Annotated in this window: 23 protein-coding genes and 2 pseudogenes; 16 read left to right on the top strand and 9 right to left on the bottom strand. The window is 74.8% G+C overall.

Annotated features, from left to right (window positions below; all coding sequences use genetic code 11):
• Nucleotides 1-26: 26 nt before the first annotated feature.
• Nucleotides 27-1,124 carry a substrate-binding domain-containing protein gene (locus AB0D10_RS35360; protein WP_360263593.1) on the top strand — a complete coding sequence of 366 codons (1,098 nt, stop codon included), beginning with the start codon at nucleotides 27-29 and terminating at the stop codon, nucleotides 1,122-1,124.
• 128 nt (nucleotides 1,125-1,252) lie between these two features.
• Nucleotides 1,253-1,825, top strand: coding sequence for a class IV adenylate cyclase (cyaB, locus tag AB0D10_RS35365; protein ID WP_360263596.1), 573 nt, complete (start codon nucleotides 1,253-1,255; stop codon nucleotides 1,823-1,825).
• Nucleotides 1,826-1,914: 89 nt separating this feature from the next.
• Here cyaB and AB0D10_RS35370 read toward each other — a convergent pair whose 3' ends face one another.
• Nucleotides 1,915-2,478 (bottom strand): hypothetical protein, encoded by a 564-nt coding sequence (locus tag AB0D10_RS35370; RefSeq protein WP_360263599.1) that lies wholly within the window; start codon nucleotides 2,476-2,478, stop codon nucleotides 1,915-1,917.
• Nucleotides 2,479-2,491: 13 nt separating this feature from the next.
• On the bottom strand, nucleotides 2,492-2,923 hold the full coding sequence (locus AB0D10_RS35375) for an ATP-binding protein (protein ID WP_360263601.1): 432 nt from the start codon (nucleotides 2,921-2,923) through the stop codon (nucleotides 2,492-2,494).
• 145 nt (nucleotides 2,924-3,068) lie between these two features.
• Here AB0D10_RS35375 and AB0D10_RS35380 point away from each other — a divergent pair, with 145 nt between their 5' ends.
• From AB0D10_RS35380 to AB0D10_RS35390, 3 genes are all read left to right on the top strand, one after another.
• On the top strand, nucleotides 3,069-3,899 hold the full coding sequence (locus AB0D10_RS35380; RefSeq protein ID WP_360263604.1) for a helix-turn-helix transcriptional regulator: 831 nt from the start codon (nucleotides 3,069-3,071) through the stop codon (nucleotides 3,897-3,899).
• Entirely contained in the window at nucleotides 3,896-4,087 is a 192-nt protein-coding gene (locus AB0D10_RS35385) for a DUF397 domain-containing protein (RefSeq protein WP_360263607.1), read from the top strand. Before AB0D10_RS35380 ends, AB0D10_RS35385 begins: the two co-directional genes overlap by 4 nt.
• A gap of 121 nt (nucleotides 4,088-4,208) precedes the next feature.
• Complete coding sequence (locus tag AB0D10_RS35390; protein WP_360263610.1) at nucleotides 4,209-4,463, top strand: hypothetical protein; 255 nt, start codon at nucleotides 4,209-4,211, stop codon at nucleotides 4,461-4,463.
• Nucleotides 4,464-4,735: 272 nt separating this feature from the next.
• Here AB0D10_RS35390 and AB0D10_RS35395 read toward each other — a convergent pair whose 3' ends face one another.
• On the bottom strand, nucleotides 4,736-5,881 hold the full coding sequence (locus AB0D10_RS35395; RefSeq protein ID WP_360263612.1) for a hypothetical protein: 1,146 nt from the start codon (nucleotides 5,879-5,881) through the stop codon (nucleotides 4,736-4,738).
• Nucleotides 5,882-6,058: 177 nt separating this feature from the next.
• On the opposite strand from AB0D10_RS35395, the gene AB0D10_RS35400 reads away from it, so the two are divergent.
• From AB0D10_RS35400 to AB0D10_RS35415, 4 genes are all read left to right on the top strand, one after another.
• Nucleotides 6,059-6,631 (top strand): NUDIX domain-containing protein, encoded by a 573-nt coding sequence (locus AB0D10_RS35400; protein ID WP_360263615.1) that lies wholly within the window; start codon nucleotides 6,059-6,061, stop codon nucleotides 6,629-6,631.
• Nucleotides 6,632-6,658: 27 nt separating this feature from the next.
• Nucleotides 6,659-6,940: a hypothetical protein gene (locus AB0D10_RS35405; protein ID WP_360263618.1), complete on the top strand. Its 282-nt coding sequence runs from the start codon at nucleotides 6,659-6,661 to the stop codon at nucleotides 6,938-6,940.
• 253 nt (nucleotides 6,941-7,193) lie between these two features.
• Nucleotides 7,194-8,096 (top strand): hypothetical protein, encoded by a 903-nt coding sequence (locus AB0D10_RS35410; RefSeq protein ID WP_360263620.1) that lies wholly within the window; start codon nucleotides 7,194-7,196, stop codon nucleotides 8,094-8,096.
• Between the two features lie 271 nt (nucleotides 8,097-8,367).
• Nucleotides 8,368-9,552, top strand: a complete 1,185-nt coding sequence (locus AB0D10_RS35415) for a DNA gyrase subunit B (RefSeq protein WP_360263623.1) — start codon at nucleotides 8,368-8,370, stop codon at nucleotides 9,550-9,552.
• 82 nt (nucleotides 9,553-9,634) lie between these two features.
• Here the strand turns inward: AB0D10_RS35415 and AB0D10_RS35420 are convergent.
• Nucleotides 9,635-10,546: pseudogene (locus AB0D10_RS35420) on the bottom strand (alkaline phosphatase D family protein); the annotation flags it as partial.
• A gap of 2 nt (nucleotides 10,547-10,548) precedes the next feature.
• Entirely contained in the window at nucleotides 10,549-11,109 is a 561-nt protein-coding gene (locus AB0D10_RS35425; RefSeq protein ID WP_360263626.1) for a TetR/AcrR family transcriptional regulator, read from the bottom strand.
• A gap of 149 nt (nucleotides 11,110-11,258) precedes the next feature.
• Here AB0D10_RS35425 and AB0D10_RS35430 point away from each other — a divergent pair, with 149 nt between their 5' ends.
• On the top strand, nucleotides 11,259-12,173 hold the full coding sequence (locus tag AB0D10_RS35430; protein WP_360263628.1) for a patatin-like phospholipase family protein: 915 nt from the start codon (nucleotides 11,259-11,261) through the stop codon (nucleotides 12,171-12,173).
• A 43-nt stretch (nucleotides 12,174-12,216) separates the two neighbouring features.
• Here AB0D10_RS35430 and AB0D10_RS35435 read toward each other — a convergent pair whose 3' ends face one another.
• A complete protein-coding gene (locus AB0D10_RS35435; RefSeq protein WP_360263631.1) occupies nucleotides 12,217-13,902 on the bottom strand; it encodes a multicopper oxidase domain-containing protein in 1,686 nt (561 codons plus the stop codon).
• Nucleotides 13,895-14,413: a hypothetical protein gene (locus AB0D10_RS35440; protein WP_360263634.1), complete on the bottom strand. Its 519-nt coding sequence runs from the start codon at nucleotides 14,411-14,413 to the stop codon at nucleotides 13,895-13,897. The genes AB0D10_RS35435 and AB0D10_RS35440 overlap by 8 nt, the downstream gene beginning before the upstream one ends.
• Nucleotides 14,414-14,559: 146 nt before the next feature.
• On the opposite strand from AB0D10_RS35440, the gene AB0D10_RS35445 reads away from it, so the two are divergent.
• From AB0D10_RS35445 to AB0D10_RS35465, 5 genes are all read left to right on the top strand, one after another.
• Nucleotides 14,560-15,447, top strand: a complete 888-nt coding sequence (locus tag AB0D10_RS35445; protein WP_360263637.1) for a LysR substrate-binding domain-containing protein — start codon at nucleotides 14,560-14,562, stop codon at nucleotides 15,445-15,447.
• 335 nt (nucleotides 15,448-15,782) lie between these two features.
• Nucleotides 15,783-16,676 carry a hypothetical protein gene (locus tag AB0D10_RS35450; RefSeq protein ID WP_360263640.1) on the top strand — a complete coding sequence of 298 codons (894 nt, stop codon included), beginning with the start codon at nucleotides 15,783-15,785 and terminating at the stop codon, nucleotides 16,674-16,676.
• A 75-nt stretch (nucleotides 16,677-16,751) separates the two neighbouring features.
• A complete protein-coding gene (locus AB0D10_RS35455; protein WP_360263642.1) occupies nucleotides 16,752-17,003 on the top strand; it encodes a hypothetical protein in 252 nt (83 codons plus the stop codon).
• Entirely contained in the window at nucleotides 17,000-18,418 is a 1,419-nt protein-coding gene (locus AB0D10_RS35460; RefSeq protein ID WP_360263645.1) for a lanthionine synthetase C family protein, read from the top strand. Before AB0D10_RS35455 ends, AB0D10_RS35460 begins: the two co-directional genes overlap by 4 nt.
• The gene (locus AB0D10_RS35465; RefSeq protein ID WP_360263648.1) at nucleotides 18,415-21,633 is read left to right on the top strand and encodes a lantibiotic dehydratase; all 3,219 of its coding nucleotides are present in this window, start codon (nucleotides 18,415-18,417) and stop codon (nucleotides 21,631-21,633) included. Before AB0D10_RS35460 ends, AB0D10_RS35465 begins: the two co-directional genes overlap by 4 nt.
• Nucleotides 21,634-21,672: 39 nt before the next feature.
• Here AB0D10_RS35465 and AB0D10_RS35470 read toward each other — a convergent pair.
• Nucleotides 21,673-21,840 (bottom strand): annotated as a pseudogene (locus AB0D10_RS35470) (neutral zinc metallopeptidase); the annotation flags it as partial.
• A gap of 159 nt (nucleotides 21,841-21,999) precedes the next feature.
• A complete protein-coding gene (locus AB0D10_RS35475; protein WP_360263688.1) occupies nucleotides 22,000-22,836 on the bottom strand; it encodes a helix-turn-helix transcriptional regulator in 837 nt (278 codons plus the stop codon).
• Between the two features lie 142 nt (nucleotides 22,837-22,978).
• Between AB0D10_RS35475 and AB0D10_RS35480 the strand changes: the two genes are divergently transcribed.
• Nucleotides 22,979-23,839, top strand: coding sequence for an NAD(P)-dependent oxidoreductase (locus AB0D10_RS35480; RefSeq protein ID WP_360263651.1), 861 nt, complete (start codon nucleotides 22,979-22,981; stop codon nucleotides 23,837-23,839).
• The last annotated feature ends 71 nt before the right edge of the window (nucleotides 23,840-23,910 follow it).

A 23,910-nucleotide genomic window follows, 5' to 3' on the forward strand; every position in this document is an offset into this window, starting at 1 on the left:
GGCGACCGCAGGGAGAGGCACCGAAATTGAACGCCGTACTGCGTCGCGTCCTCGTCTCCACCACCGGCCTCGCGCTGGCCCTGTCCATGACCGCCGCCTGCGGGAAGGCCGGCAGCGACAAGAAGGACTCCGCCGGCGCCGGCGACACCAAGTCCATCGGCCTGCTGCTGCCCGAGAACGCGTCCTCGACCCGCTACGAGTCCTTCGACCGCCCGTTCATCGAGGCCAAGGTCAAGACCCTGTGCGCGGACTGCAAGGTGCTCTACAACAACGCCGAGGGCAGCGCCGCCAAGCAGAAGCAGCAGTTCGACACCCTGATCGCCCAGGGTGTCAAGGTCATCGTCCTGGACGCGTTCGACGCCAAGTCCACCGAGGGCTGGGTCAAGGAGGCCGCCGCCAAGGGCGTCAAGGTCATCGCCTACGACCGGCTCGCCTCAGGCCCGGTCGCCGCCTACACCTCCTTCGACAACGAGAAGGTCGGCGAACTCCAGGGCCAGGCCCTGCTCGACGCGCTCGGCGCGCAGGCCGCCGACGCGAACATCGTCATGATCGACGGCGACGAGGCCGACCCCAACGCCGCCCAGTTCAAGTCCGGCGCGCACAAGGTCCTCGACGGCAGGATCAAGAAGGTCGTCTACGAGCAGTCCGGCGAGTGGAACCCGACCGTCGCCGGGCAGAAGATCTCCGCCGCCGTCACCCAGCTCGGCAAGAACGGCTTCCAGGCCGTCTACTCCGCCAACGACGGCATGGCGGGCGCCATCATCACCCAGCTCAAGGGCGCCGGCGTCAAGGTCCCCGTCGGCGGCCAGGACTCCGGCCTCGACGCCATCCAGCGGATCGTCACCGGCGACCAGGCGTACACCATCTACAAGGCGTACAAGCCGCTCGCCGAGACCGCTGCCGAGCTGGCCGTCGACCTCCTGCAGGGCAAGGACGTCACGTCCGTCGCCACCGCGAGCGTCGACAGCGCCACCGCCAAGGGCATCCCGGCGAAGCTGCTGGACGCCAAGGTCGTCACCAAGGACAACATCGCCGCCACCGTCATCGCCGACGGCCTCTACAAGGCCGCCGACATCTGCACCGCCGACTACGCCGCCGCCTGCGCCGCCGCCGGCCTCAAGTAGAGCCTGCCGCCGCTCCCCCAGGAACCCGGGCCGCCCGCTCCACACGGTGGCTCCGCCCAGCAGCCGGGGCCGGGAGGTACCGGTTGAACGGGCCGAGCCCTGAGGCCGAATCCGGAGGAGGAACCGGCATGGCGATCGAGGCGGAACTCAAGGCCGTCGTACGCGATCCCGGACGCGTCCTCGCGCGGCTGGAGGAGCAGTCGGAGCAGTACGGATCCGGCCGCGCCGAGGTCTACCACGACACCTACTACGACGCGCCGGACGGCAGCCTGACGGACGGCGACCGCGAACTCCGGATCCGCACCGTCCATGGGCCCGACGGCACCCGCACCGTGCTCACGTACAAGGGCGCCCGGGTGGACGAGGCGTCAGGGTCGAAGTGGGAGGCGGAGACGCGGGTGGAGGACGCCGAGGCGGCTCACCAGATCATCCGCTGCCTGGGCTTCACCCCGCGCATCCGGTTCGAGAAGCGGTGCCGCAACCACGCCTTCGAGCGCGACGGCCGGCAGTTCCTCGCCACGCTCGTCCGCGTCCCGGAACTCGACGCGACCTTCATCGAGGTCGAGACCGCTGCGGCCGACCGGGACGGCCTCGGGGCGGCGCTCGACGCCGTGCGGGCGGTGCTGGCCGACCTCGGGATCGGCGAGGACGACCTGACGACCGAGCTGTACACGGACGCGGTGGCTGCGGCCCGCGCCTGACGGGAGATCCCGTGGCCCACCTGGTCCGGCCGGCCCCGACGGGCGCGCTGCGTGGGAAGTCGGCGGGTCCGACTTCCTGCGCGTCGGGTTCAGACGTGGGCGGCGGCTCGGGTGCGGCAGTGGGCGAGGGCGAGTTTGATGCGGGTGTCGGGGGTGGGCGCTGCGGCGAGGAGTTCGCCGGCGGTGACGAGGGTGGTCCAGTAGCGGGCCGGGTCGCCGGTGCGGGGCATGGGGTGGGCGGCGGCGAGGGAGAGGTAGGCGGTGGTGAGGTTGCCGGTGGTGAACCAGCGGTCGAGGCCGTGGCGGTGGCCGGCTCGGATGCCGCCCATGGCGTCGATGGCGACCAGGAAGAGGTCGATGACGGCGCGGTCGGTGTCGGTGAGGACGGCGGGGACATCGAAGACGCCGAGGGCTTCGAGGAGTTCGCCGGTGTCGGCCTCGGAGCCGGGGCGGGGGTGGGCGAGCAGGGCGGCGTGGCAGTCGTCGAGACGGCGACTCGCCTCGGCGGCGGCGATGCCGAGGGCGAGGCACACCGCCCGGGCGGACGGCAGCGGTTGACGGGTGCGGCGGGCGAGGAGGGCGTAGGCGGCGGCCGGGGTGACGCCCCGGGAGAGCGCGTGCCGGGCGAGCGTGGTCAGGGAGGGCGAAGGCATCGAGTGAGCGCTTTCAGGCGGTGACGACGACGGGGAGGGCGGGCGCGACGAGGGCCCAGACGAACTTGCCGACTCCACCGGAGCGGGGACAGCAACCCCAGCGCTCGGCCAGCGCGTTGACGAGGAACAGCCCCCGCCCGCACTCCTCCTCCGGAAGGGCGGACCGGACGACGGGACGCCCGGATCCGGCGTCGTGCACCTCGATGCGCAGGCGGTCGCCGACGACGGCGAAGCGGACCTCGACCAGCCGGTCGGTGGGCGCGTCGGAGTGCCGGACGGCATTGGCGAAGAGTTCGCCGAGGAGGAGTTCGGCGGTGTCGGAGTAGCGCTCGCCGGAGGGCACGCCGGCGAGGTAGGCCCGGAGGAAGAGACGGGCCAACGGCGTGGAGGCGGTGCGGGAGTCGAGCCGGGCCGCGAACGTGCGGGAGCGGCAGGAAACGAGCATGGGGGTACCTCGGAGGGGTAGGGCGGAGGGACGTCACGGAGTCGCTTCGATGTGTAGCGATACGGCTACTCAGCGCGTCCACTTTCGCCTAGACTTCAGAGCTGTTCAACGTATCCGTGCCGTTTGATTGGTTGGGTGAATCGCCGTGAACAAGCGGGAACTTGACCCTCAGTCCTCCCCTGCTGCCGAGTTCGGGGCGTTCCTCCGCCAGTCACGCGAGCAGCGGGGCTGGACTCAGGAGCACCTTGCGGGGTTGGTCGGCTGCACTTCGTCCCACATCTCGGCTCTTGAAAATGGTCGAAGGAAACCAACTCGACAGATCTCGGCAGCACTTGACAGCGCGTTTGGCACATCGCAGGCGGGCACGTTCAAGCACAAGGCGAGCGATGTCAAGTACAGCGCACTGCTGGAAGGCTTCGCAGAGTTCGTCACTCAAGAACATCGGGCCGTTGAGTTGCGGCTCTTTGAGCTCGGCATCGTGCCGGGCTTGCTGCAGACGAAGGAGTACGCAACGGCCATTGCGGCGGGCGCCGTGCGCCGAAGAAGCATCACTCAGGACCAGGCGGACGAACGGGTGCGCGTCCTCATAAGCCGTCAGGCGGGCATGCGGCGGGAACCACCGCCTTTGGTCCACGTGGTCATGGATGAGAGCTGCATCCGTCGGGCCGTGGGTGGAAGTGCTGTGATGGTGGCTCAGCTTGACCGTCTGGTCGAGTTTGCCGACGAGCCCACCGTGAGGCTCCAGCTTGCCCCGTACCAGCTCGGGGAGGACAGGGCATTTGATCTTCCGGTGTCCATTCTGACATTGCCGGACCGATCGCTGATCTCCTATGCAGAGAGCGCACATCAAGGCCGATTGGAACGGGATGCCAGCGCCGTCGCGGCCGAGTTGGCGGCCTACTATCAGCTGCAGACGCATGCCCTTTCACAGGCGGACTCGGTGGCGATGATCCGCGAGCTTCGGAGGCAACTATGACCCTCGACTGGTTCAAGTCCAGCTACAGCAGCAATGGCGGGCAGTGCGTCGAGGTATCCGACAGCGCGCCTGGCACCGTCCCCGTTCGCGACTCGAAGGACCCTCACGGCCCCGTGCTCGCCTTCCCAGCGGACGCATGGCAGTCGTTCGTGACCGCCGTCCGCTCCGGTGAGTTCGGCGACGTGTGACGGCCTCTGCGAACAGCCGAAGACCCCACGACCCGTCTGCGGCTCGTGGGATCTTCGACTGCTGCTTCCTGGCATTGGTGCGGCGGGTGGGTTCCGCCGTTGCCGGATCCTCCGGCCAGGAGTGGCGGAGGTAGCGGCCCCCGAGGTCGGCGCGGACGGCGAGGGCCACGCCCGGCAGCGCCCCGGACCGGATCTGGACCGCGTAGACCCACGACACCTGGAGAACCACCGCGTGACCGTCGAACTCCGCCACCGCACCGCCCTGGACGGCAAGGTCCAGCGCCTCTACGAGGCCTGGGGCTACCGGGCGTTCACCACCCGGCAGCCCTCACCGCACTCACCCCGACTGACCGCCATGATCCGCCCGACCCACTGAACTCCCCCACCCACCGGGCAGAAGCGCCCGTGGAGGCCGCCGGACGGAGGCTGCGCAGGAAGTCGGCGGGTCCGACTTCCTGCGCGCGGCGGGTGGGGGTCGGCCTGCTCCTTGCCGGCCTTGCCGAAAGTGGTGTCACGGTGTGCCTGTTCCGGCCGGATGGCGCAGCGGCGGGTCGTGCTGCCCTGGGCGCGCAGCACGGTGCGACGCGCCGACCGAGGCGGTGCTCGGACGGCGCGTCACGACAGCAGGGCGAACGTTGTCCGATGTGCCTAGTGCAGGACGTCGAGGACGTTGTCGGCGTCGTTGACGAAGTAGACCGCGTCGTGGTCGAGGTCCAGTGCGAGGCCGAAGAGGGCGCCCGCGCCGGGCGGGGTGCCCTCGCTGTTGATCGTCTTGGTCGCCACCTGACGTCCGGTCCTGGTGGTCTCGACGATGTTGCCGTCCCCGCCGTTGACCGTGAGGATGTCGCCCCTGGGCGTGATGGCCATGCCCAGCGGGGCGTTGAGGTTGCCGCCGGAGGTGACGACCCGTCCGGTGCCGGCGCTGCCCTTGCGGGTGATCGCGTCCGGGATGGCGGTGATCCGGCTCCGTACGGTGTCGGCGACGTAGAGCGTGCCGTCGTGCAGGCCGACCCCGGTCGGGCCGACGACGAGGGCCGCCGGGTCCGTCCGCTCGGGGAAGCCGGAGCCGATCTCGGTGAAGGCCACCGGGACCGGCGGCTCGTCGCCCTCGGCGCACAGGGTGATCCGCAGGACCGTGCCCCGGTCGACCTCCGCGCCGCCGCCCGCGACCGTCCCGTTGAGCACGTTCGTCACGAACAGCTCACTGCGCTTGCCGGAGCTGACGGCGGTCATGTCCCACGGCCCGTTGATGGCATCGTTCGCGATCGTCTCGCGGACCGTCCCGTGCTTGTCGAGGACGAGCAGGCAGCCTGCCTGGGCGGTGGCGGACGTGCCGTCCGAGGTGGGGAGGCTGCCGACCACGACCCAGCCGCCGGGCAGGACCGTCAGTGCCGTGGTGAGGCCGACCCCGCCGGGGCAGGGGCCGGGCAGGGCGCCCGGGTCGATCGTGGCGAAGGTGCTCAGGGTGCCGTCCGGGGCGACCTGGACCAGGGTGGTGCCGGTGCCCTGAAGGTTCGCCGAGTCGTTGAAGTTGCTGATCAGGACGTTGCCCCGGCGCAGGCTGCCGGCGTTCTCGCGGATCGTGAACGTGCCGTACGGGTTCACGTCGCCGTTGGCGGGGACGGTGGACCCGACGAGGGACACGGTGTTCAGCCGGTCGAGGAAGGGCCGCGGCTCGGCGGCGCCAGCCGGGGTCGCGGCGCCCGGGGTGGCGCCGGCCGGGGTGGCGCCGGCGGTCAGGCCGACGGTCAGCGCGACGGCCGCCAGCGCGCTCGGACATGCCCGAAGTCTCATGTGCAATGCCTCCTGGAGGACGGGCCCGGACTGGATCGTCCCGGCCCGTGGAAGTTCGGATCGCCCCCAGGACGCCACGCTAGGCACGCACCACCGCACCCCGCTCGACGACGTACACCGAATGCCGGGCGCCCGGGTGACGGCCGCGCCGGGCGTGCGGCCGCCCGGGCGAGGCGGGTGCGGATCGCCCCGGACGGGCCCGCGCTCACCGCCGTCTCGACGGCCGCCGGGGCGCGGACCTCGGCGAGGATCCTGGGGACGGCGTCGACCGAGCCGGAGTCCGGGACGGGCAGGCCCGGCGCCGGCAGGTTCGCGGCCGTCCTGCCCGGGGTCGTCGGGCGCGGGAGCTTCCCGCTGCCCGGCGGCAGGACGGACATCGGCGAGTCGCTCGCCGGGTGCGGTGTCCGCGAGACGCGCGAGGTGGCCGGCATCGACGTCGAGGTCTCCGGGATCGTCGGCACCTGCACCGGCCCCCGCCAGGTCTTCGCCCACGTCGACGGGGAGGTCCGCCGGGAGTTCTCCGTCTGCCTCCTCGGGCGCCCGGTCGGCGGGGAGTTGCGGGTGTCCGAGGAGTCCCAGGGGGTGGTGTGGTTCATCCCGGCCGAGACGGACGGGCTGCCGGTGCCGGTGCCGGCGAGCATCCGCAGGCGGCCGGCCGACTGGCGCTCCGGAGGGATACCTGCCACACATACGCCAGCCAAGGTGGTTCCGAGGCCGGTCAGTGGTCGTGGGCGGTCAGCGAGCGGGTGACTGGACGGGTCGCCCGGTGGTGGGGTTGTGCCGGATCGCGCAGGTCATCGCCGACAGCCGCTGACCGGCCCTGGCCGTCGAGGAGATCGGCGTCCGCACCCCTGGCGCGGCACCGGCACCGCCCGCCGCATCCACGACGCACTGCCGGCCGAGCGCGCCGAAGACCGTGTCACGCTGCCGGTCGACCCGCCCGCCGGGGACGGCAAGGTCCAGCGCCTCTACGAGGCCTGGGGCTACCGGGCGTTCACCACCCGGCAGCCCTCACCGCACTCACCCCGACTGACCGCCGTGATCCGCCCGACCCACTGAACTCCCCCACCCACCGGGCAAAACCGCCCGTGGAGGCCGCCGGACGGAAGCTGCGCAGGAAGTCGGCGGGTCCGACTTCCTGCGCGCGGCGGGCCTGGGGCGGCGCCGGATCCGGCACGGTGTCAGGGCAGTTGTCGTAAAGGCCCGTTGTGCGTGTAATCACCGTGGTACGTTCCGTGGGCAAACTGAAAACAGGCGACCCCGGCGGTGCTACCAACACCCCGGGGTCCGGCACCAGGAGCTGACACTCCCCATGCGTGTCCATCGTAGCGCCCACGTGCGCGACTTCACCGTGCTGCCCAACGGCATGCTGCAGGACCGGCGGCTGTCCTACACCGCCCGTGGCCTGCTCGCGGACCTGCTCTCCCGCCCCGACGGCCGGCGCGAGGACGGCCGGCAGATGGCCGACACCAGCCCTCAGGGGCGCGGCGCGGTCCGCAAGGCCCTGAAGGAGCTGACCGCCGCCGGTTTCTACCGGGTCGAGAAGGTCCGTCTGCCCGACGGCACCATCGTCACCGAGACCCACGTGTACGACACCCCGCAGCTCGCGCCGCCGGGTGCCACCCGTCCGGTGCCCGGTGGAGCGGCCACCGGCGGTGCTGACGCCCTTTCAAAGAACCAGTGGAAAGAACCACCCTCCCTCCCCGCGCGGCAGTCCGAACGACCGCCGCCCGCACCTCCCGGGGAGGAAACCGACGGGCAGCTGTGCGAGGCGGTGGCCACGCTGTTCCGGGTGATCCGCCCCGAGCCGCGCCTGCGCCTGGGCGAGGCCGAGGCGCGGGAACTCGCTCCCCTGGTCGCGCAGTGGCTGGAGTGCGGCAGCGGCGCCGCCGACCTCGCCCGGGCCCTGCTGCCGGGCCTGCCCGTTCCGATGCACTCGGCGGTCGCGGTGCTCCGCCACCGCCTGGAGCGCAAGCTGCCGCCGCCCGTCCGGGCCGCCGCGCAGCCCGTGGTGCCCCGGTACGCCGAGTGCGCCGCCTGCCACGATCCGGTGCCCGAACCGGGTGTCTGCGGCCCGTGCGCGGGCCTCGCGCCCCGGCCGGTGGGCGTCGGCGGGGGCGGCGCGGCCGCCCGTTCCGGTGCGGCCCGCGCCAGGGCGGCGCTGCGGGCCGGGACGGCGCCCGGCCCGGCCCTCGGCGGTCTGGCCGCCGCCTGAGACCGGGACGCCACCGGGCCGGTGACGCCGGCGGGCGCCGCGCGCGAAAAAGGCCGGAAGAAGGGGCCTCGGGGGCGCCCGGAACGGGCTCGTGCGCGGCCTCGGCGGGGTCGTGGCCGGGGTGCGGGGGCGGGTCGCGACTTCCGGGGCGGGCGCCTTCGGACGGGCGGTTCCGGAGCCCGTCCAGGCCTTCGCCATACCGGCCCTGACCTGGTGTTATTCCGAATTTCGCCTAGGCTGTGGAGGTCTTTCGGCGACCTTCGGAGGGGACATGGTGAGCCAGGAGAGCAGTGCGTACGACGCGTGCCGCATCGAGGTGCTGGAGGGGTGGGAGGCCGTTCGCAGGCGGCCCGGGATGTACATCGGCTCGACCGGTGAACGCGGCCTGCAACACATGGTGTTCGAGGTCGCCGCCCGGGCGGTGAACGAGGTCCTGGCCGGGCGCGCCGGCCGGGTCGACGTCACGCTGACGGCCGACGGCGGCGTCCGTGTCGAGGACGACGGCCCGGGTGTTCCCGTCCACGGGGCGGGGGACGGCGACGGCCACGGTCTCGAAGCCCTCCTGACCCGGATCGGGACCGGGGTCGGGCCCGGCGGGCGCCATGACGTGGCATTCGGCGGTGTCGGGCCGTCCGTCGTCAACGCCCTGTCGAGCCGGATGACGGCCGAGGTCCGGCGCGAGGGGGTGCGCTGGACCCGGGAGTACGCGCGCGGCATGGCCGTCACCCCGCTCGCCGAGGCCGGGCCGACGGCCGCCGGCACCGCGAGCGGGACCGTCCTCGCCTTCTGGCGCGACGCCGACATCTTCGGGACCGCCGAGTACTCGTTCGACGCGCTGGCGGACCGGTTCCGGGAACTGGCGCTGCTGAACCGGGGCTTGGAGATCTCGCTGACCGACGAGCGCCGCCCGGGCGACCGCCGGTCGGTGCGGTTCCGCTTCCCCGACGGGGTACGGGACTTCGTCACCGTCCTCGACGCCGAGGCTCCGGCACCCGCCGCCACGGACCCGACCACGGACGCGGCCACGGAGATCGTCGGCGTCGAGGGCGAGGACCCGCGGATGGCGGGGACGGTGGAGCTGGCCTTCCGCTGGCGCGGATCGGGCGAGGAGCGGATCCGGAGCTTCGTCAACAGCCTGCCCACCACCGCCGGCACGCACGAGGAGGGCTTCCGCCACGGGGTGGCGGCCGCGCTCACCGCGTACGCGCGGAAGCGGGATCTGCTCGCCCCGGCGGACCCCGACCTCACTCCCGGGCAGGTCCGCGCGGGCCTGACGGCGGTCGTGTCGGTGAAGCTGGACCGGCCCGAGTTCGAGGGCAGCCTGCGCGACTGGCTGGGCAACGCCGCCGTGTACACCTGTGTCGGCGAGGCCGTCCAAAGCTGCCTGGCCGCCTGGCTGGAGGAGCACCCGGAGCCGGCCTCGGCCGTCGTCGGCCGCCTCGTCCGGGGTATCTGAACCCCCCGGCCCCACCGCCCGACCGGCCCCGCCGTCCCCGACGAGGCGGCGGAGCCCGGCAGCCGGCCCGGCGGGCGCCCGGTCAGGCCGGGCGGAGGCCCGGGTTGCCGGCTTCGGTGGTGAAGGAGGCGGCGGTGGACAGGGTGCCGCCGGGGCGGGTGATGTGGGAGACGACGCGGTGGTCGGCGCGGGCCTGGTGGCGGTCCAGGGTGACGACGGTGCAGCCGCGGCGGCCGTCGTGGAACTTCATGTGCGGGTTGGCGGCCATGAGGGTGGTCCAGTTGGACGGCTTCTGCTCGCCGTCGCCGTCGCTGCTGATCGAGGTGCCGACGAACTCCACGCCCACCGTGCGGGAGTCGGGGTCGTCGAAGTCGCGCTTGACGTCCAGGGCGTAGGCCACGTGGACGTCGCCGGTGAGCAGCACCAGGTTCTTGACGCCGGACCGGTCGACGGCCTTGAGGAAGCGTTCGCGGGCGGCCGGGTAGCCGTCCCAGGCGTCCATGGAGAGTTTGGAGGGCCCGGCGGTGGTGTTCTTGCGGCAGGAGAAGACGACCTGCTGCGGCACCACGTTCCAGGTGGCCCGGGAGCGGCGCAGGCCTTCGGCGAACCAGCGTTCCTGGGCGGCGCCCATCAGGGTGCGTGCGGGGGCGTCGGATTCGGGGGTGGGGTACTGCCAGCCGTCGCCGTTGGCCTGGTCGTCGCGGTACTGGCGGGTGTCGAGGATGTCGGACTGGGCGAGTTGTCCGAAGTGGACGCGCCGGTAGAGGGTCAGGTCGGTGCCGCGCGGCCGGGGCATGCGCAGCGGCTGGTTCTCCCAGTAGGCGCGGTAGGCGGCGGCGCGGCGGGCGACGAAGGGGGCCGGGTCCTGGTTCTTCTCGGGGATGCCGGCGGCGTAGTTGTTCTCCACCTCGTGGTCGTCCCAGGTGACGTACCAGGGGTGGGCGGCGTGCGCGGCCTGCAGGTCGGGGTCGTTCTTGTAGAGGGAGTAGCGCAGGGTCAAGTCCCCAGCAGGTGGGCGAAGCGTTCCAGGGCCCGGTCGGCGCGGTCGCGGTCGCCGGTGGTGGTGAGGTCGAAGAGCAGGCCGCGCAGGACGGCCATGACCAGGGTGGGGGTGGCGGTGTCGTCCTCGCCGTCGGCGACGTCGCGGAAGGCGGCGCCGAGGGTGTCGAACCAGTCGGTGATCGCGCGGGCGCGGTCCGGGTAGTGGTCGGGGTGGGCGAGCCCGTCGGCGTGGACCTCGAAGAACAGCCGGACGAACGGGGCGCGTTCGGGCGCGCTCAGCCACGCCCAGATGCCGCGCAGCCGTTGCGCGGGCGTGCCCGTCGCCGGTGGCGGGCAGCCGGTCAGGCGGGCGGCGCCGCGGCGGCGGGCCTCGGCGAGGACGGCGGCGACCAGTTCCTGTTTGCTGCCGAAGTCGTAGAGCAGCATGCGCGGGCTGGTGTCGAGGGCGGCGGCCAGGGGGCGCAGGCTGAGTCCGGCCAGGCCGTGGGCGAGGACGTGGTCGGTCGCCCGGGCCAGGGTGCGTTCGCGGCGGGCGGGGTCGGCGGGTCGTGCCACGGTGGCCGGTCCTTTCTGCGGGGCCCGATGATGCCTGGTCGGTTTCGGGTGGGACTGCCGGACAGGTTTATGGTACGACTGTTTCAAGAATGGTCGGGAACGGCGGGGCCGCCGTGACGGAGGGGGAAGCCATGCGGAACGAGAGCGTTGTGACGGACAGTCACGGAGGCGGGCACGGCATCGGGCGGGCTCTGGTGCTCGGGCCGGGGGGCCGGCCGGGCGCCGCGTGGACGGCCGGGCTGGCGGCCGGGCTGCGCGGGGCCGGGGTGGACCTGGGCGCGGCGGACCTGACGGTCGGCACCTCGGCCGGGGCGATCGTGGCCGCGCTGCTGGCCGGAGGGCAGGACCTGGAGCGCCTGGTGGACCCGGCCCGGCGCCCCGCAGCCGCCCCGGCCCCTGCCACTGCCCCGGCCGCCGCGGCCCCTGCCACTCCCCCGGCCGCCGCGGCCCCTGCGGTTCCCGCCCGCCGGCCCGGTCCGGCCGTCACGGGCGAGGTGTTCGCCGTGCTCGGCCAGGGCCTGGACCCGGCCGAGGCGCGCCGCCGGGTCGGGGCCATCGCGCTGGCGAGCGCCGACGCCGGGGCCGAACGCGACCTGCTGGCCCGCCGCGAGGCCCTGATCGGCACGCCCGCCTGGCCGGACCGGCGCCTGCTGGTGACCGCCGTCGACGCGGTGGACGGCGAGCCCCTGGTGCTCGGCGCCGGCGACGGCGTGCCACTGCTGCGGGCGGTGGCCGCCTCCAGCGCCTTCCCGGGGACGGAGGTGCCCGTCACCCTGCCCGGGGGCCGCCGCGGCATGGACGGCGCGCTGCGCGCGGGCGCCAACGCCGACCTGGCCGCCGGGGCCCGCGCATTGGTCGTGGTCGAGCCGCTGGCGCACCGCCACCCGCCCACCGACCTCACGCCCTGGCCGTCGGCCGTGGCGCTCGCGCCCGACGCCGGCGCGCGGGTGGTGCTGGACTCCGAGCGGGCGGACTGGGACACCTGGGTCGGCGCGTACCGGGAGGGCGTGCGCCAGGGCGGCGAAGCAGCCGACCGGGTGCGCGCCGTCTGGGGATCCGTCTGACCCGCGACCCTCGTGCCTGACCGAGTGTCGGATCCCGTGGGCTTCAGACGACTTCGAGGTTGGCCATCATCCCCATGTCCTCGTGCTCGGCGTTGTGGCAGTGGAAGAGGTAGCGGCCGCGGTAGCCGTCGAAGCGGGTGATGATCTCCGCGGACTCCCCGGGGCGCAGCGAGACGGTGTCCTTGAGGCCGGCGTCGTGGGGCAGTGGGGGGCGGCCGCCGCGGGTGAGGACGCGGAAGCCGGTCAGGTGCAGGTGGACGGGGTGGTGGACGTCGGCGACCAGGCGCCAGACCTCGGTGTCGCCGAGGCCGACGGTGACGTCGGTGCGGGCGGGGTCGAAGGGTTTGCCGCCGATGAGCCAGCCGTGGCCGCCGTTCATACGTCCGGCGCGGAAGGAGAAGTCGCGGACGCGGGCGGCGTCCTGGCGGCGCCAGTCGGGCAGGTCGGTGGCGAGGACGGGCGGGATCCGGCTGTCGTCGGCGGCGGGGCGGGCGACACGGAAGGCCATCACGTCGCGGGTGCGCCCGGTGCCGAGGCGGTTGACGATGCGGACCAGGCCGCCGGTCGGGACGGGGGCGAAGTCGATGACGACGTCGTGGCGTTCGGCGGGGGCCATCGGCAGGGTGCGGTGGGTGACGGGGGTGGCGAGCAGGCCCTGGTCGGAGCCGATCTGGACGAGGTCGAGGCGGCGTCCGTCGTCGGTGACCGCCTCCAGTGCGTAGTGGCGGGCGTTGGAGGCGTTGAGCAGGCGCAGCCGGTGGCGGGCGGCGTCGGTCTCGTGGACGGGCCAGGGGGCGCCGTTGACGAGGATGACGTCGCCGAGGACGCCGGCGAGGTAGGGCTCGCGCACGCCGGGGCGTTCGCGCAGGGTGGGGTCGAGGGACGGGTAGTGGAGGCTGCCGTCGGCGGTGAAGGCGCGGTCGGTGATCATCAGGGGCAGTTCGCGGGGGCCGGCGGGCAGGCCGAGGGAGTCCTCGGTGTCGTCGCGCACGATGTGCAGGCCGGCGAGGCCGCGCCAGATCGCGGGGGCGGTGAAGTCCATGCGGTGGTCGTGGTACCAGAGCAGGGCGGGGCGCTGGTCGTTGGGGAAGGTGTAGTCGCGGGTGAGGCGGCTGGTGACGGCGCGCGGGTCGGCCATGCCCTGGGTGTCCCGGGCCATGGCGGGCATGCCCGCCATGGCGTGCGCATCCGGTCCGGCGGCGGGGTCGGGCCAGGCGGCGGGCAGCACGAGGTCGGTGGGGTAGCCGTCGGAGGCGGCCGGGGTGCGTCCGCCGTGCAGGTGGACGACGGTGGGCACCGGCAGTTCGTTGCGGTGCGTCACGGTGACGGGGCGGCCGCGGCGGGACTCGATCGTGGGGCCGGGGAAGGTGCCGCCGTACGTCCACAGGCGGGTGCGCAGGCCGGGCAGGATCTCGGCACTCGCCTCGCGCTGGGTGATCTCGTAGCGGTCGGCGGTGCCGTCGGTGGCGACGGGCTTGAGCACGGCGGGCAGGGGCAGCGGGGTCCGGAACGGGGGCGGCAGCGCGGCGGTGCTGCGCAGTTCGGCGCCGGTGGCGGCGGGACGGCGGGCGAGGGCGGCGGCGGAGGCCAGTCCGGCGGTGGTGAGCAGGCCGAAGGCGCCTCCGATGCCGAGGATCTGACGTCGGGTCAGGCCGGGCGGGCGGGGGCCGGAGGGGCTGGGGCCGGAGGGGTCGGGGCCGGAGGGGCTGGGGGCGAAGTCCTCAGGCACGGTCGGCCTCCGGCTCCGGTCCGGTCTGCTGCGCCTGCTCCGGTCCGGTCCGGCGTTTCGGGGTGCGCGGCGGCAGTGGGGTGCGCGGCGGGAGCGGGGTGCGCCAGAGGGCGACGGCGAGGACGACGATCCCGGTGACGGTGGCCACCCCCAGCGGCAGGTGCAGCCACAGCGCGCCGCGCAGCCCGGCGACGTACTGCACGGTCTCGGCCGCGACCACGGCCAGCGTGGCGAGCAGCGGCCAGGAGCGGCGCAGCCGTACCCGGACCACGACGGCCGCGATCAGCTGGAGGTAGCCGAGCGAGGTGACGGCGTCGGCGCCGGCGGCGTGCCAGCCCAGGCCGTCGAAGTCGCCGCTGAGGTAGACCCCGGCGAACACGGGCTGGCCGGAGACGGCGACGGTGTGGGCGGTGACCAGGGCCCGCAGTGTCCAGCCGGCGGGCCCGGTCCGCTCCCCCGCGTCGGACCGGGCCGGTGTGCCCGGACGGGACCTGTCGGCTGCGATGGCCATGGCGCGCGTCCTTCCTCGCTCTGCTCGGGCCGCGCTGTTCCCGGTGCGCGGCCTGCCCATGACGCTATGACCCGCCGGTTATCGTGTCTAAGATCAATATTGCTATGGCGTTATGCCGCAGGGGACATGGCAGCTGGGGGCGACCGGTGGACCTGAACACGCTCACCCAGTTCCTGGCGGTGGCGCGGCTGGAGCACCTGAGCCGCGCCGCCGAGGAACTGCGCGTCGCCCAGCCGTCGTTGAGCCGCAGCATCGCCCGGCTGGAGGCGGAGCTCGGCGCGCCACTGTTCGACCGGGGCGGGCGGCTGCGCCTCAACGAGGCCGGGCGGGTGTTCCGCGGCCACGTCGAGCGCTCGCTCGGCGAACTGGAGGCCGGACGGCGGGCGGTGGCCGAGGCCGCGGGGCGGGGCCTGGGCACGGTGCGGCTGGCGTCGGAGACCTTCCTGGCCTTCAGCGGGCCGCTGGCCGCGTTCAAGCGGGCCCACCCCGAGGTGGAGATCGAGCTGCACCAGCTGTCCGCCGAGGAGATGGGCCGCCGGCTGCGGGCCCGGGAGATCGACCTCGCCGTGGCCTCCCAGCCGATCGCCGCCGCGGGTCTGGAATCCGTCCTGCTGCTGGACGAGGAGGTCGGACTGGCCGTCGCCCTCGGGCACCCGCTGGCCACCCGCGCAGCGGTCGGCATCGACGACCTCGCCGACCAGCCGTTCATCGCCGCCCGGCCCGGGCACTGGCAACGGCGGCTGCTGGAGCGGCTGTTCGCCGGGCGCGGCCTGGTGCCGCGGATCGTCTGCGAGGGCGACGAGGCGGGCACCATCGCCGAACTCATCAGCGCGGGCCTGGGCATCGGCCTGGTGCCCGCCATCGCCCGGCGCACCGCCACCCGCCTGCCGCTGACCTGGGTCGCCGTCGACAGCCCCGACTGCCGGCGCACCCTCACCCTCTCCTGGGGCGCGGGCGGGCGCCTGCCCACCGCCGCCCGCCTGCTGCGCGACGCCGTCGCCGCCTGGGACTGGACGGGCGGCGGCCGGGCCTGACGGCGGGCGGCTGCCGGCGGGCTTTGCCCCGGACCGTGCGGGCACGAGCGGTCCGGCCCACAATGGGAGGAGAACAGGACAGAGAGTGACGCAGAGTTAACACAACCGGCACGCGGTTCCCCGTCCCGTGGCCTGTGTCCTCGCGAGTTCCGGCATGCCGCAGGAGCCTTGACAGGTCGACGGTGCGGCGCGGTCGCGGCCTCCGGCCGGTGACGCCGCCGTCCGGCACGCCCTCCGGCGGGCCGGGGACGCACACCCCGGGGAACGCGTACCCTGCGCGACCGTCGCCGACGCGAAAGCGGACAGGAACCGCTCCAGTAGCACCCGAGGTTGACATGGCCGACAAGAACTCCGGATCCGGTGGGCCCAGCGGTATCGGCGACCGCCCACAGGACGACTTCGTGGCGAGGAACCTGTCCGACCCGTCCGAACGGCCGCCCAGGACGCTGACGCTCAGCGGCCTGCTCGGCGACAGCGACCGCGCCGGGTTCCGGCGCCTGTACTTCAACAAGCAGCTCGACTACTACGCCGAGTTCGCCTCCGCCGACGTCCTGTCGGTGGAAACCGTCGACAGCGACCAGCCGCCCTTCGTCGGACTCGACGCGACGAAGGTCACCCTGCGTCGCGACGCCACCGTGCACTTCACCCAGGTCGCACAGGCCGCCCCCGTGGACGAGTTCGACCTCGACCTGCGACTCGGGCAGCCGCGCCGACCGGGTTCGCCCCTGGGACCGGCCACCCTGCCGGGGCCGACCTTCGACGGCTGTCGCACCGAATTCGGCTGTCCGACGGAATTCAACACCGGCTGCAAGCCGCACACCTGCCAGTGCACCGCGGACGCGGGGTGCGTGACCTTCGACGCCACGTGCCGCTGCACCGCGAACCCGGCGTGCGTGACCTTCGACGCCACGTGCCGGTGCACTGCGGACGCGGTGTGCGGCACCGTCGACACCGTCCGCTGCACCGCGGGCCCGGCGTGCGGCACCGTCGACACCCTGCGCTGCACCGGCCCGGCGTGCGGCACCTTCCCCACGCTCACCGAGTTCCCCGGCGACACGCCCCGGATCGAAACGGGCGCTCCCTGCCGCACCGAGTTCGCCCACACGTGCCAGACCTGCCCCGGTGACACCTGCCGCACCTGTGACGACGCCACCTGCAACACCTGCCACGGCCCCACCTGCAACCCGCACGTATTCACCTGCGGACCGAACCCGCAATGCAGAGCCTGAGGACGCGTATGACGACAACCCGGTGCACCGTGGAGACGGAGCAGGAACCGCTCCAGCAGCACCCCCGAGGTTGACATGGCCGACAAGAGCTCCGGATCCGGTGGGCCCAGCGGTATCGGCGACCGCCCACAGGACGACTTCGTGGCGAGGAACCCGTCCGACCCGTCCGAACGGCCGCCCAGGACGCCGACGCTCAGCGGCCTGCTCGGCGACAGCGACCGCGCCAGCGCCGGGTTCCGGCGCCTGCACGTCGACAAGCAGTTCGACGACGACTGCTTCACCCACCGTGGACACAGCGTGTGCGGGACCGGCGTATGCAACGGATGACGACACCCCGCACGACGCCGGCGCCGGCAGCGACAGCGACAGCGACAGCGACAGCGACAGCGACAGCGACAGCGACAGCGACAGGCAACGGCAGCTGGGCGCCGCGGCTGGGGTCGGCGGCGGGGGCGCGCGCGCTCGAAGCCGCCCGGCTGATCGCCGACCGGGCCACCAGCCCGCCACGGGTACGGGCCGCGATCGAACTCGCCGCCCGGCAGACCTCGTTCCCCGGCTCGGTGCACTGGGACCCGGTGTCGCTGGCACAGGGGGACACCGGCCAGGCGCTCCTCTGCGCCCAGCTGCACCGCTGCTTTCCCGCCGAGGGCTGGGACCGCGCCGGGCACACGCACCTCGCGAGCGCGGTGACCGCGCTGGAGCGGCGCGGCGGCGCCGGGCCGAGCCTGTCCGGCGGGCTGAGCGGCCTCGCGTTCTGCGCGGCGGTGCTGGGCGAGGGCCGCGGCTACCGGCGCCTGCGCCAGGTGCTCGACGCCCCGATCGCGGCGGCGAGCCTGTCCGGGGCGGCGGCACTGCGCGGGCGCAGCGGCGTGCCGGTGTCGACGTTCGACCTCATCTCGGGCCTGAGCGGCATCGCCACCCACCTGCTGCCCGCCGGGCCGGACCGCCCGGCGCACCCGGCGCTGGCGCAGGTGCTGCGCGCCTTGGTCGGCCTCGCCCGCCCCGACGGGAGCCCGCCCGCCTGGTACACCCCGGCGGCGCTGCTGCACGACGAGGAGCAGGCCCGCGCCTATCCGCTCGGCAACCTCAACTGCGGTCTGGCGCACGGCATCCCGGGCCCGCTGGCGCTGCTGGCGCTGGCCGCGCGCAGCGGGGTCGAGGTCGAGGGTCTGGAGGCGGCCGTGCGCGGGCTGGCCGGGTGGCTGCTGGCGCACCGGGCGGACGATGCGGCCGGGCCGAACTGGCCGGCCGTCGTCCCGCTGGTCGACGGCGGCCCGGGGCTGCGCGAGGGCCGGGCGGGCTTCGCCACCCGCAGTGCGTGGTGCTACGGCAGCCCGGGGATCGCCAGGGCGCTGTGGCTGGCGGGCAGCGCGCTCGGCGACGACGGGCTGTGCGGCACGGCGGTGCGGGCGATGGAGGCGGTCTACCGCCGGCCCGTGTCCGAGCGCCACATCGACTCCCCGACGTTCTGCCACGGCGTGGCAGGTCTCCTCCAGGTGACGCTGCGCTTCGCCGACGACACCGGGCTGCCCGTGTTCACGGAGGCCGCCGCCGGTCTCACCGAGCAGATCCTGGCGCACGTCGACCCGGCGCGGCCGATGGGCATCGCGACGCTGGAGCCTTCGGGCAACCGTGTCGACCAGCCCGGGTTCCTCGACGGGGCGGCCGGGGTCGCCCTCGTCCTGCTGGCGGCGGCGACGGACCGGGAGCCGGTGTGGGACCGCGCGGTGGCGCTGTCATGACGCCCGCCCCGGCCCCCGCCCCGGACCCCGCCGGCAACACGGCCGCGCCGCGGCGCCGCGGCCGCGGTCCGCTCTACGAACCGGCGCCGTGGCTGATCGTCCGCACCCCCCTGCTGCCGGCCCGCGGGCCGGGCGCCGCCGCCCCGGGCGACCCGCGCGCCGCCCTCGCCGACCCGCGCGTGCTCCGGGCCCTGGCCGTCGCCAGCCCCGACCTGCTCGACGCCCTGCAGCGCCCCGGGGCGAGCGCGCGCGACGCCGCGCGGGCCGAGCTGAAACTGGCCCGCTACCTGATCCGGATGAGCACCCGGCCCACCCCGTACGGGGCGTTCGCCGCCGTGTCCCTCGCGGGCTGGGGCGAGCGCACCACGCTGTCCGTGCGCAATGACGCCGACCGCATCCGCACCCGTCCCGACATGGGCTGGCTGACCGAGCTGTGCCTCGCCCTGGAGCAGGACCCCGCCGCCCGCGCCGACAGCCGCTGGACGGCCGGCGCCCTCGCCGTGGAGCGCCACGGACGGATCGCCCCGGCCGACGGCACGGGTGCCGGGAGCGGCGGCTCGGTGCGCCTGACCGCCGCCGTCCGCGAGGCGCTGCGCGCCGCCCGCCCACCCCTCCCGTACGGGGTGCTGCGCCGGCGCCTGCTGGAGCGCACGGGCGGCAGCGCCGAGCAGGTGGAGCGGCTGCTCGCCGAGCTGTGGCGCCAGCGTCTGCTGGTCACCGACCTGCGGGCCGCGCTCACCACCGCCGACCCGGCCGAGGAGCTGCGGGGCCGTCTCGCCGAGCGCCCCGCCTGCGTCCCCACCGCCGCTCTGCTCGGCGGCCTGCTCGCCGAGATGGCCGACCTCGACGACGCTCCGGCGGAGGAGGCGCCGAAGCGGGCCCGTGCCATCGCCAGGCGTGCCGAGTCCGTGCACCCGGCGGGCGGGTCGGCGTTCCAGACCGACATGGCGCGGCCGGTGGGTGGTGACCGGCTCGCCGCCCGCGTCGGCGAGGACTGCGCCCGGGCGGCCGAGTTGCTCCTGCGCCTGTCGCCGCAGCCGCTGGGCAGTGTCGAACTGGCGGCCCACCGCGTCGCGTTCGCCCAGCGCTACGGCTACGACCGGGAGGTGCCGCTGCTGGAGCTGCTGGACGAGCACACCGGGATCGGCCCGCTCTCGCACGCGCACGGCGCCCGTTCCGCGCCGGCGCCCGACGTGGCCGCCCGGCGTGCGAACGCGCTCACCGACCTGGCCCTGGGGGCCCTGCGGGACGAGCGGCACGTGGTCGAGCTGACCGACTCCCTGCTCGCCGACCTCCAGACCCTCGATCCCGCGGCCGCCCCCGTACCCGCGCCGCTGTCGCTGGAGCTGTCCGCCTTCGTCGCCGCCGCCTCCCGCCAGGCCGTGGACCACGGGGACTTCCTGCTGGTCGTCGGCCCCAACCTGGGCGCCAGCAGCGCCGGTCGCTCGCTGGGGCGGTTCGCCGACCTCCTCGCGCCGCAGGGCCCAGCGGCGCTGCGCGCCCTGGGCGAGGCCGAGGACCGGGCCCGCCCCGGCGGCGCGCTGCCCGCCGAGGTCGTCTACCTGCCCGCGAACCACCGGATGGCGAACGTCGTCGTGCGCCCCGCCGTGGCCGGGCACGAGATCGTCCTCGACGTGCCCGCCGGGGTGCCCGCCGAGCGGGTCGTGCCGCTGGACGACATCGTGGTCGGCATCCGCCGCGACCGCTACCGGCTGCGGTCGCGGCGCCTGGACGCCGAGCTGCGCCCGACCGCACGGCACATGCTCAACACCCACCAGGCGCCCGCGGTCTGCCGGTTCCTGGACGAGGTGGCCCGTGACGGCTCGCCCGAGTTCGCGCCCTTCGACTGGGGTCCGGCGGCCGGCTTCCCGTTCCTGCCCAGGGTGCAGTGCGGCCGGATCGTGCTCGCCCCCGCCCGGTGGCTGCTGCGCCCCGCCGCCGAGGGCGCCGACGCCGACGGCGGGGGGCGGGTGGGCGACGCCGGGTCCTTCGCCGCCCACGTGGCCGCCTGGCGCACCGAGTGGTCCGTCCCGGCGCGTCTGTACCTGACCATGGCCGACAACCGGCTGCTGCTCGACCTCGACGACCCCGGCCAGGTCGAGCAGCTGCGTGCCGAGGCCCGCAGCAGCCGCGCCGGGCTGCTGCTCCAGGAGGCGCTGCCCGACACCGCCGACGCGTGGGTGCCCGGCACGGACGGCGTGTTCATGAGCGAGCTCGTCGCCCCGCTCGTCCTGCGCCCGCAGCCGGCCGCGCAGGCCGTACCGCAGCCGGAGCCCGCGGTGGCGCAGCCGGAGCCCGCCGCGCCCGTACCCGTCCGGGACCGGGTGCGCCTGCCGGGCAGCGACTGGCTGTTCGCCAAGTTCTACGGCGACCGCGACCAGGAGAACGCCCTGCTGGCCGGGCCCCTGCGGCGGCTGTGCGAGATGGCCGAGGTCTCCGGGCTCGCGCAACAGTGGTTCTTCATCCGGTACACGGACCCCGACCCGCACCTGCGCCTGCGCTTCAAGGGTGATCAGGAGGCCCTGACCCGGCACCTGCTCCCGGAGGTCGCCCGCCTCGCCGCCGAACTCACCGACCAGGGCCTGCTCTCCCGGCTGGTCATCGACACCTACGAGCGCGAACTCGAGCGCTACGGCGGCTCGCAGGGGACCGACGTCAGCGAGGAGGTCTTCTGTGCCGACAGCCGGGCGGTGATGCGGCTGCTCGCCGAGACCGGAGCGGACTCCCCCGCCTCCCCCGCCTCCCCCGTCGACGGCGACCTGACCGAGCTGGCCGCCGTGAGCACCGACGACCTGCTCGCCGGGCTCGGCCTCGACGCCGGGGAGCGCCTGCACTGGTACACCGACCAGGCCCGGCAGTTCTACGGCTCCGCCCGCCGCCAGGCCGGCGAGGACTACCGGGTGCGCCAGCGGCGCCTGCGCGCCCTGCTCGGCAGCCCGCAGGGGCCGGACCTGCTGGGCGGCGCGGTGCAGGAGATCCTGTCGCAGCGGCGCGGCGCGCTGGCCGGGGCCGTCGAGCGGCTGTCCGCGCTGGAGGCCGCCGGGGACCTGTCCACCGACCGCGAGCGGCTGCTCGGCAGCTACGTCCACCTGCACTGCAACCGGCTGCTGGCCGAGCGGCGCCCGGCGGAGGGGCTGCTGGTCCAGCTGCTCCAGCGCACCCGCAAGGGCCTGAGCGTGGAGCCGGCCCCCGCCCGTGCCCGCAGCCGCCCCTGACGAAGGGTCCTGGAGTTTCGCGGCCGAGAAGGTGTCGCACTGGGCGAGGTCGCCGCTGCGGTAGCCGGTGGTGAACCAGGCCTTGCGCCGCTCGGAGGAGCCGTGCGTCCAGGCTTCCGGGTTGATCCGCCCGGTGGCCTGCTGCCGGATGCGCTCACCGACGCCATGCCGACCCGCACCGAAGAGATCGCACGGGAAGCTCTGCACCGACTTCGAGGCCGAGCCGAAGCAGCTCCACGGAGAGCAGGACCACGTACGCCTGCGTGCACGACCCGCCCGAAACCCAGCTCTGCGAGCCGGCCTACGGGCAACGGCCCCGGGCGCGGTGGGGGCCGGGGGCCGGGGGCCGGGGCCCGCGGCAGGCCCTCAGGCGGGGGCCGGGGCGCCGACGACGCGCAGCAGGTCCAGGCGGGAGGCGGAGTCGCTGCCGGGCGCGGCGGTGTGCACGAGCAGCAGCTGGTCCTCGCCGCCGGCGGCCAGCACCTCGCACTCCAGCTCCAGCGGCCCGACCGTCGGGTGCAGCACGCGCTTGTGGCCGCTGCGCCGCCGGGCGACCTCGTGGCGCTCCCAGTGGGAGGTGAACTCCGTTCCGGTGGCGAGGAGTTGTTCCAGCAGTTCGGTGGCGCGCCGGTCCCCGGGGCGGGCGGTGCGGGCGGCGCGCAGGGAGGCGACGTGGGCGCGGGCGAGGTCGTCGTGGTCCTCGGGCGGGAAGAGTGCGCGGGCGCCGGGTTCGGTGAACCAGCGCAGCAGCAGGTTGCGGCGCTCGGGCGGCAGGGCGGCGGTGCCGCCGAAGACGGCGGCGGCCATCGGGTTCTGTGCGAGGACGTCGCCGAGGTCGGTGACCACCTGGGCGGGCGTGTCGTGCAGCCGGTCCAGGATGAGCAGCAGTCCGGGCCGGACGTGCCCGAGCGGGCCGTGGCGGCGCGGCGGTTCGTGTCCGGCGAGGCGGAACAGGTGGTCGCGTTCGTCCTCGCTGAGCCGCAGGGCCCGTGCCAGCGCGGCGAGCAGCTGCGGTGAGGGCTGCGGCCCGCGCCGCTGTTCGAGGCGGGCGTAGTAGTCGACCGACAGTCCCGCCACGTGCGCCACCTCCTCGCGCCGCAGTCCGGGCGTGCGGCGGCGCACCCCGGGCGGCAGGCCGAGGTCGGCGGGGGTGAGGCGGGCCCGGGTCCGGGTGAGGAAGTCGGCCAGTGCCGGTCGGTCGATCATGCCCCCAGCATGGCCCCGGGGGGCGGGGCGCAGCCAGGGACCGGCGGTCCCTGGTTCGGGAGGTCTCTGCCGCGGCGCTCGGGGCCCGGGCAGGGTGATGGGTGTCGGAGGACGGAAACTTCCCTGGAGGAGACGGGCGATGGCGACGATTCTGGTGACGGGCGCAACCGGTGCGGTGGGCAGCCGGCTGGTGCCGCGGCTGCTGCGGTGGGCCGGGGCTCAGGGCTCCTCGGTGCGGGTGCTGGTGCGCGACGAGGCGAAGGCCCGGGCCCTGGCGGGGCTCGGCGCGCAGGTGGTGGTCGGCGACCTGCGCGAGGAGGCGGACCGGGCGCGGGCCCTGGAGGGGGCCGACGCGGTGCTGAACGTGGCGGCGGCGCCGCGCGGGGTGTCGGACGAGGCCGCGTGGGAGGTCAACCGGGACGCGGCGGTGGCGCTGGGCCTTGAGGCGGCGAAGGCGGGGGTGGCCCGGTTCGTCCAGACCAGTACGAACCTGGTGTACGGGCGGGGACTGGGCCGCCCCGCCGTGGAGGACGACCGCCTGGCGCCGGACCCGGCGTGGGGGGCGTACGCGGCGTCCAAGGCCCGGGCGGAGGAGGGACTGCGCGCACTGGGCGGCGAACTCCCGCTGGTGGTGGCGCGGTTGGCGTTCGTGTACGGGGAGGGCGATCCGCATCTGGCGCAGTCGCTGCGGTGGGCGGCCGGCTGGCCCGCGCACCAGCGCCTGGCGGTGGTGCACCACGCGGACGTGGCACGGGCACTGTGGCGGGCGGTGGCGACGCCCGGCATCGAGGGGCAGGCGTACAACGTCGGTGACGACGCCCCGCTGACGGCCTGGGACCTGCACGCGCTCAACGGGCACACGCATCCGGGGGGTTCGCCCGAGGCGGCGGCGTTCGACCCGTGGGAGGGCCAGGTGTCGACCGCCGCCGCCCGCCGCGACCTGGGCTGGCACCCGCTGTTCCCCTCGGCCTGGGCGGCAGCCGAAGCCGGGGCGCTGTAGGACCCGCCGCCCGGGACACCGTGACGGCCCGGCGCCCGCGACAGGCCCGGCGCGGGCCCGCCGTCCGGTCC

The organism is Kitasatospora sp. NPDC048545 (genome assembly GCF_040651155.1).
In the GTDB taxonomy this organism is placed as follows: Bacteria; Actinomycetota; Actinomycetes; order Streptomycetales; family Streptomycetaceae; genus Kitasatospora.

What these genes read in the sequence shown, in the direction of transcription:
- cyaB (WP_360263596.1), top strand. Translation starts at nt 1,253, where the DNA reads ATGGCGATCGAGGCGGAACTCAAGGCCGTCGTACGCGATCCCGGACGC.
- AB0D10_RS35370 (WP_360263599.1), bottom strand. Translation starts at nt 2,478, where the DNA reads ATGCCTTCGCCCTCCCTGACCACGCTCGCCCGGCACGCGCTCTCCCGG.
- AB0D10_RS35375 (WP_360263601.1), bottom strand. Translation starts at nt 2,923, where the DNA reads ATGCTCGTTTCCTGCCGCTCCCGCACGTTCGCGGCCCGGCTCGACTCC.
- AB0D10_RS35385 (WP_360263607.1), top strand. Translation starts at nt 3,896, where the DNA reads ATGACCCTCGACTGGTTCAAGTCCAGCTACAGCAGCAATGGCGGGCAG.
- AB0D10_RS35395 (WP_360263612.1), bottom strand. Translation starts at nt 5,881, where the DNA reads ATGAGACTTCGGGCATGTCCGAGCGCGCTGGCGGCCGTCGCGCTGACC.
- AB0D10_RS35410 (WP_360263620.1), top strand. Translation starts at nt 7,194, where the DNA reads ATGCGTGTCCATCGTAGCGCCCACGTGCGCGACTTCACCGTGCTGCCC.
- AB0D10_RS35415 (WP_360263623.1), top strand. Translation starts at nt 8,368, where the DNA reads ATGGTGAGCCAGGAGAGCAGTGCGTACGACGCGTGCCGCATCGAGGTG.
- AB0D10_RS35440 (WP_360263634.1), bottom strand. Translation starts at nt 14,413, where the DNA reads ATGGCCATCGCAGCCGACAGGTCCCGTCCGGGCACACCGGCCCGGTCC.
- AB0D10_RS35450 (WP_360263640.1), top strand. Translation starts at nt 15,783, where the DNA reads ATGGCCGACAAGAACTCCGGATCCGGTGGGCCCAGCGGTATCGGCGAC.
- AB0D10_RS35455 (WP_360263642.1), top strand. Translation starts at nt 16,752, where the DNA reads ATGGCCGACAAGAGCTCCGGATCCGGTGGGCCCAGCGGTATCGGCGAC.
- AB0D10_RS35460 (WP_360263645.1), top strand. Translation starts at nt 17,000, where the DNA reads ATGACGACACCCCGCACGACGCCGGCGCCGGCAGCGACAGCGACAGCG.
- AB0D10_RS35465 (WP_360263648.1), top strand. Translation starts at nt 18,415, where the DNA reads ATGACGCCCGCCCCGGCCCCCGCCCCGGACCCCGCCGGCAACACGGCC.
- AB0D10_RS35480 (WP_360263651.1), top strand. Translation starts at nt 22,979, where the DNA reads ATGGCGACGATTCTGGTGACGGGCGCAACCGGTGCGGTGGGCAGCCGG.